We start from the raw sequence: 5,830 nt of genomic DNA, 5'->3' as shown, positions 1-5,830 counted from the left end.
CCATCGATAACAGGTACCTCTTGCGCTGTAAAGACTTGGCCTCCTCCTCCTTTTGGAGATACGAAAGATGGCTCATTATACGTATAGAATGATTTTTCTACATACTTTTTCTCACCACCTGGATTGATCCATTTCTCTCCTTCGTAAGAAATAATTTTTAACCAGCCACTTGTTGTACCATCGATAACAGGTACCTCTTGCGCTGTAAAGACTTGGCCTCCTCCTCCTTTTGGAGATACGAAAGATGGCTCATTGTACGTATAGAATGATTTTTCTACATACTTTTTCTCACCGTTTGGATTGATCCATTTTTCTCCTTCATAAGAAATAATTTTTAACCAGCCACTTGTCGTCCCATCGATAACAGGTACCTCTTGTGCTAAAAAGGATTGGCCTCCTCCTCCTTTTGCAGACACAAATGATGGCTCATTATACGTATAGAATGGTTTCTCTACATACTTTTTCTCACCATTTAAATTGATCCACTTCTCGCCTTCCCAAGTTTGAATTTTCCACCAACCATTGTTTCGTTTTTCCCTTATAAGAATTGTTTGAGGCGGATATTCCACGCCTCCATTTGATTTAACTGATGTAAAAGAAGCTTCATTATATGCATAAAATGACTTTTCTACATTTTCCTTCGTATCCGCATTCGCTAATACATCCATCATTACACTATGTTTTAACATATATATCACCTTTCCTTTTCTTCTACTTAATTTATATAAAGTAACGATCCTATTAATTTCAAATAATCTTTAATAAAAATTATAAAAGGCCACTTAAATAAGTTGGCCTTTTGTATTATCTAATTACTACATGTTCTTCACGAATCCAACGATTCCCACCAATATCAACATGTCCATCTTGACGCCCAAATAATCGATACGGCTCGCCACCATCGACAAAACCAGTATCTTTTCCATTCGGTCCATCGTAATGTCTAATTTGATAACCAGAAGGATATTTTGAATAAGCATAAAACCATTGAACATCGAAATGCTCTAATTTTGCCCATTGTTGATCCCCGCCGAAATTAATCATATATTCTGGGATCCACCAAGCTTTATAAATTAAATATGGGTTTTTATCTTTAATAGAATTACCTGAAAATATAAAATCAGTTGGATTTGTATTTAAGTTCACCTCATATCCAACAGGATATTTTGAGATAGCGATCCCAATACCTACCGGTCGACTTTGTTGCCCATTGTTATCACCATTTCCATCAAGAAACCAAGATAATGACTTGTTACCAATTAAATAATTCAAATCACATTTACCAATACCAGATACATTTCCTGTCTCAGTATACTGCCAAATATCACAAGGATAAGCTGGTTTATTCCCGCCATAACGTGGAATCCATGTAAAATCAGCTTTAATATTTGCTGCACCAAACGCTTCATAAGTATGATGCCCTACGTATAAACCAACTTTTTTTGCTCCTAAACGGCGTAATTCATCGATAAATGCTTGCGTCCCACTTTGCATATCACCCATTGTCTTAACCTCAACGTCTGCAATCCAAAATAATGCACCTTTGTCACCTCGCGCCCAAAAATCTTGCGCTTCTTTCTTAGCATCCGCAACAGACGTAAAGCGGCAAAATGCGTAATTTCCATACGGTACTTTATAACTTTTCATAGCTTGAACGTATTCTTTATACATAGGATCTACGTAATTTGAGCCATCTTGCACCCTAGCAATAACTAAATCAAGCTGTGGAGCCGCTACACTCCAATCTATATTACCGTTCCATTTTGAAATATCTACAATGTGTCCCATTACTTCATTTCTCCTTTTTATGTTCTTGTTTTTGTTCATTATTTAAAGCTTCAACAGCACTGATTAATATTTTCGGAATCTTAATCCCTATACGACCAGCATTTTCTAAAACTGATAATGCTTCATTTCCTATAAAGAAAAAGATTGTTGCTTCTCGAATTCCACTATTACTACCAAATAATGAATCTAGCTGTGCTGCAACTCCAATTAATAAAAATAACATCACCTTTTTAGCAATGCCCTTAAAGCCAACTTTACTTTTCAATTCTCCGCTATACCCTGCTGCAATCATTCCAGACAGATAATCAATAACTGCTATTATTACCAATACTTTCAATGCAACATCAAACCCTCCAAAAAAATACCCACAAAAAGCTCCGAATGTCGCTCCAAATATCTTTATTAAACTAGCAATATGAGCCACGTTCCTTTCTCTTTTTTCAAATAAAAAAGAAAGACAAATGTCTCTCTTCGCTTTTTATTAAATCACTAAGATTTATTTGTATAGGAGGGATAGTTTTTATCTTTAATAACCTTTTCCATACTAATTAATTTTTAATTAGGCTACGCTTTGCACCTGTACAGTTACTAGATTCTATATTTTTCTAAGTATGTTAATTCAGGAGAAGTGTATACATATTTTCTTCCTTTATCATACCTCCTTGTACTACTCTTTTACCTAGTACACAAAAAACTATTTCGCTACTTTAAATGTATTAAGTTTGAGAGTATATAAACTCATTCAACCCTTAAAAATACTATCTTCTCATTCCTAAACTTACTTAAATGTAGGAGGTTAAACATACATGAAATAAAAAATATTCATTTGTATGTTTAGCTCAGATAACATCTACAAAGTTGAGCAATACACACACCACACAGGAGTACTCTTACCTCCAAGGCCCCGCTGGTTATCTACGCGAACAAAGTGCATGGTGACCTATGAAAGCATCACTGTACGATAACCCGAGTGCGTCCTATTCTGGTGGAACGCTTATTCACCAGAAGGGATTTTGTTTTCCCCTTCTGATACTAAGATTATCATTCATCCATATTTATAAATTCCCCTTAATTATCCCTCTCTTCATCGGAAATTTCTCCTTCTACTATCTTTATTGATTATGTAAATCTATTGAAAAGATCTCACTATTTTCCCATTCGGATATAGTAAACCTTTACTTATGATGCTCAAATCACCCCTAAAGCCGTAGCAATTAAGCGAAGAGCATTCTTCTTCTTTTCATAATAAGAGTCTTTCTTTATTAACAATTCATTATAAATATAATCATCTCTTAATTTTTGATCGCTTAAATACTTCATCTCAATAATGTTTCTCTCGTCCTCATCTAAGCTATACTTTAAAGCTTTTTCAACCTGTCTATACTTCATTTGATTAATCTGCTTAGTATTACAAATTTCAGGAAACAAATTAATTCCTCCCTGCTGTTGCCCAATCTCATCCCCAAAACGAACCTTTAATGCACGATGTTCCTTTAAAATACTTATAACTACTTTTTGTATTTTCTTTTCTGTTTCTTTATCCATAATTGATAATAAAATTGGTTGTTCCAAATTAAAAACCTCCCAAGAATATAATTTATTTTCGTATAAAATCCTTCTTACTTTTAAAAGATCGCTCTATATTTATTGGAGAATACAATTAAATCTACTCATTAAAATAAAAGCATCTTTTCTAATGAGGGCATATGCCCCTCGAGTTTCACACAGTGAAACTTTTCGTTTAAAATTTTTTTCATGTTATTAAAAGATTATTACTACCTCTCTTCAACATTACGTATTTCACAAATTGAAGGATCCAACATTTCTTTAAATAGCCCCATATTATATCAATCCTTTCCTCTTTACGATTCCTATTAGTAAACTTTATAATGAAAATAAGAGTTATTTTGGAAACTCGTTTAAAGGGGAGACAATATACAGTGGAAATAAAAGATAGATTAAAACAAATCAGAATAGATAGTAAGTTAAGCCAAGAACAATTCGGGAAAGAGGTTGGCTTAACAAAAGGAACTATTTCTAAATTTGAAAATGGGAAAGCCTTTCCTGGACGAGAAACATTAGAAAAAGTTTCAAAAAGATTTAATGTTACTATTGACTACTTATATGGAGAAAGCAAAGAAATAGATTTAAATGCACACAAATATAAAAAGTTTAAAGAAATCATGGAATGGCTAGAACCGTTACCAAAAGATGAAAAAGATATAGCATTAGAACAAATGATTTCTATCGCTCAGGCGCTAAATAAAAATCATACGAAACCTGAGAAGAAATAGCCTATTTATTTAGAAGAATGGCTATTTCTGTTAATTTTTTCTATGTATTCATCTAATTTCTCTGGGGCTATCTTTACTATCGTATTTATAAATAGCTTAACGATTTCCTCTTTTGTCATTTCCAAAATCCTCCATCACCTTTAACAGGATAATGATTTCTTACTGAACTACTTTCCAACTTACCATTACTAAATTTTCTTTATTTAATCTCCCTCCTATATATACTCATTTTCATAACTATTTGTATATGTTAAACCACGCACCTAATTCCCAAAAAATACTACAAAATATCTTTATGAATATTTTACCACCAATCGAACTTTTGTTCTATATTTAGTTTATAATTCTTTAAAAAACAGCGTATAATCATTCTATTATTTGTAATTCGAAGCAAATCTCCACTATTTTTTATTTTATTGAAGAATAATTCAATTTTATCAACGTTTTATTAAAAATATGAATCTACAGGAATTCACGAACCAATTCATAACAATATCGTCCCTTTAAATCATGTTTCTTCTATTATATATGTTTCATGTTGCGATTATCTTTTTATCCTTGCAACTTTCATTTCGCATTACCACTATCCTACAATCCTATTATTGCAAAAATAATATGTGAAACCCTAAAATCAAGGCGTAATTTTTCCATACCTCGACTTATTTTGTAACAATTATAGAGATATTTTATCGATTTTCATCTCATTTATATTTCTCCACAACCAAAATAGTTATTTTTACATAACTACTTTCCTGTTTCAACAGTAAAACACGCCATTTTTGTAACGTTCACGAAATACTTTCGTAATGTTACAGAAACATTATTAACCGATTAGAAATTGAAATACTCCCATTTTTATGTATGATATGCTCTAACTCCCCCTAACAACTGTAAGAAAGCGCTTTTAGGATATTACTGGAATTGTTACAGAATATTAATGACCCGTTACGAATGCTTTGTAGTTTTGTGTTTTCCGCAAATAAGAAAATAATGGTTGCTATAATGAGGTCAACGAAAACAAATGCAATGGAGGCTATTATGAAAAAATTTATGGGTATAGCAACAGCAACGGTTTTTGGTCTTGGGATTTTCACAACATCTGCTAAAGCAGAAACGATTGTAACAACTGACGTACTAAACGTACGAGAAAACCCAACTACTGAATCACAAGTTGTCGGAAAATTATTAGATGGATATAAAGTTAACGTTTTACATACAGAAAACGGATGGTCAAAAGTGAAATTGAATAGCGGTAAAGAAGCTTTCATTAGCGCTGACTACACAAAAGATACTTACTACGTAACAGCAAACGTATTAAACGTACGTGCTGGAGCAAATACAGATTCAGAGATCATTGGTAAGTTGAAACAAGATGATGTAATCGAAACAACACACCAAGTACAAAATGACTGGATTCAATTTGAATATAACGGAAAAACAGCTTATGTTCATGTTCCTTACTTAACAGGTAAAGCTCCAGTTAAAGTTCAACCAGCAGTTAAAGTAGAAAAAACAACTAAAGTTCAAGATACAACTAAAGTTCAAGATACAGCTAAAGCAGTAGAAGCAACTAAAGCTCGTGAAGTAGCTGAAACGCAAGCAAAAGCTAAAGTAGTAGAAGCAACTAAAGCTCGTGAAGCAGCTGAAGCTCAGGCAGCGGCTAAGGCTCAGGAGGCAGCTAAAGCTCGTGAAGCAGCTAAAGCTCAAGAAGCAGCTGAAGCTCAAGCAGAAGCTAAGGCTCAAGAGGC

Annotated in this window: 5 protein-coding genes and 1 pseudogene; 2 read left to right on the top strand and 4 right to left on the bottom strand. The window is 33.2% G+C overall.

The genetic code is table 11. From position 1 onward, the window contains the following. The 4 genes and pseudogenes from PDL00_RS34505 to PDL00_RS34490 form a co-directional block, all read right to left on the bottom strand. A pseudogene (locus PDL00_RS34505) lies at nucleotides 1–689 on the bottom strand (C40 family peptidase); the annotation flags it as partial. Between the two features lie 115 nt (nucleotides 690–804). Beyond that, a complete protein-coding gene (locus PDL00_RS34500; RefSeq protein ID WP_242257421.1) occupies nucleotides 805–1,788 on the bottom strand; it encodes a glycoside hydrolase family 25 protein in 984 nt (327 codons plus the stop codon). A gap of 4 nt (nucleotides 1,789–1,792) precedes the next feature. Further along, nucleotides 1,793–2,212: a phage holin family protein gene (locus tag PDL00_RS34495; protein ID WP_098273346.1), complete on the bottom strand. Its 420-nt coding sequence runs from the start codon at nucleotides 2,210–2,212 to the stop codon at nucleotides 1,793–1,795. Between the two features lie 764 nt (nucleotides 2,213–2,976). Further along, entirely contained in the window at nucleotides 2,977–3,360 is a 384-nt protein-coding gene (locus PDL00_RS34490; protein WP_098273347.1) for an ArpU family phage packaging/lysis transcriptional regulator, read from the bottom strand. A 368-nt stretch (nucleotides 3,361–3,728) separates the two neighbouring features. On the opposite strand from PDL00_RS34490, the gene PDL00_RS34485 reads away from it, so the two are divergent. Both PDL00_RS34485 and PDL00_RS34480 read left to right on the top strand, forming a co-directional pair. Continuing rightward, the gene (locus PDL00_RS34485; protein ID WP_270733828.1) at nucleotides 3,729–4,082 is read left to right on the top strand and encodes a helix-turn-helix domain-containing protein; all 354 of its coding nucleotides are present in this window, start codon (nucleotides 3,729–3,731) and stop codon (nucleotides 4,080–4,082) included. A gap of 915 nt (nucleotides 4,083–4,997) precedes the next feature. Beyond that, nucleotides 4,998–5,830, top strand: an 833-nt coding sequence (locus tag PDL00_RS34480) for an SH3 domain-containing protein (RefSeq protein WP_270733829.1), incomplete at its 3' end; no start/stop codon positions are given.

The sequence above is a fragment of the Bacillus cereus group sp. TH152-1LC genome (genome assembly GCF_027710505.1).
GTDB lineage: Bacteria > Bacillota > Bacilli > Bacillales > Bacillaceae_G > Bacillus_A > Bacillus_A mobilis.
Note: the sequence above shows the minus strand (reverse complement) of the source record. Positions and strands in the feature narration are given on the sequence as shown.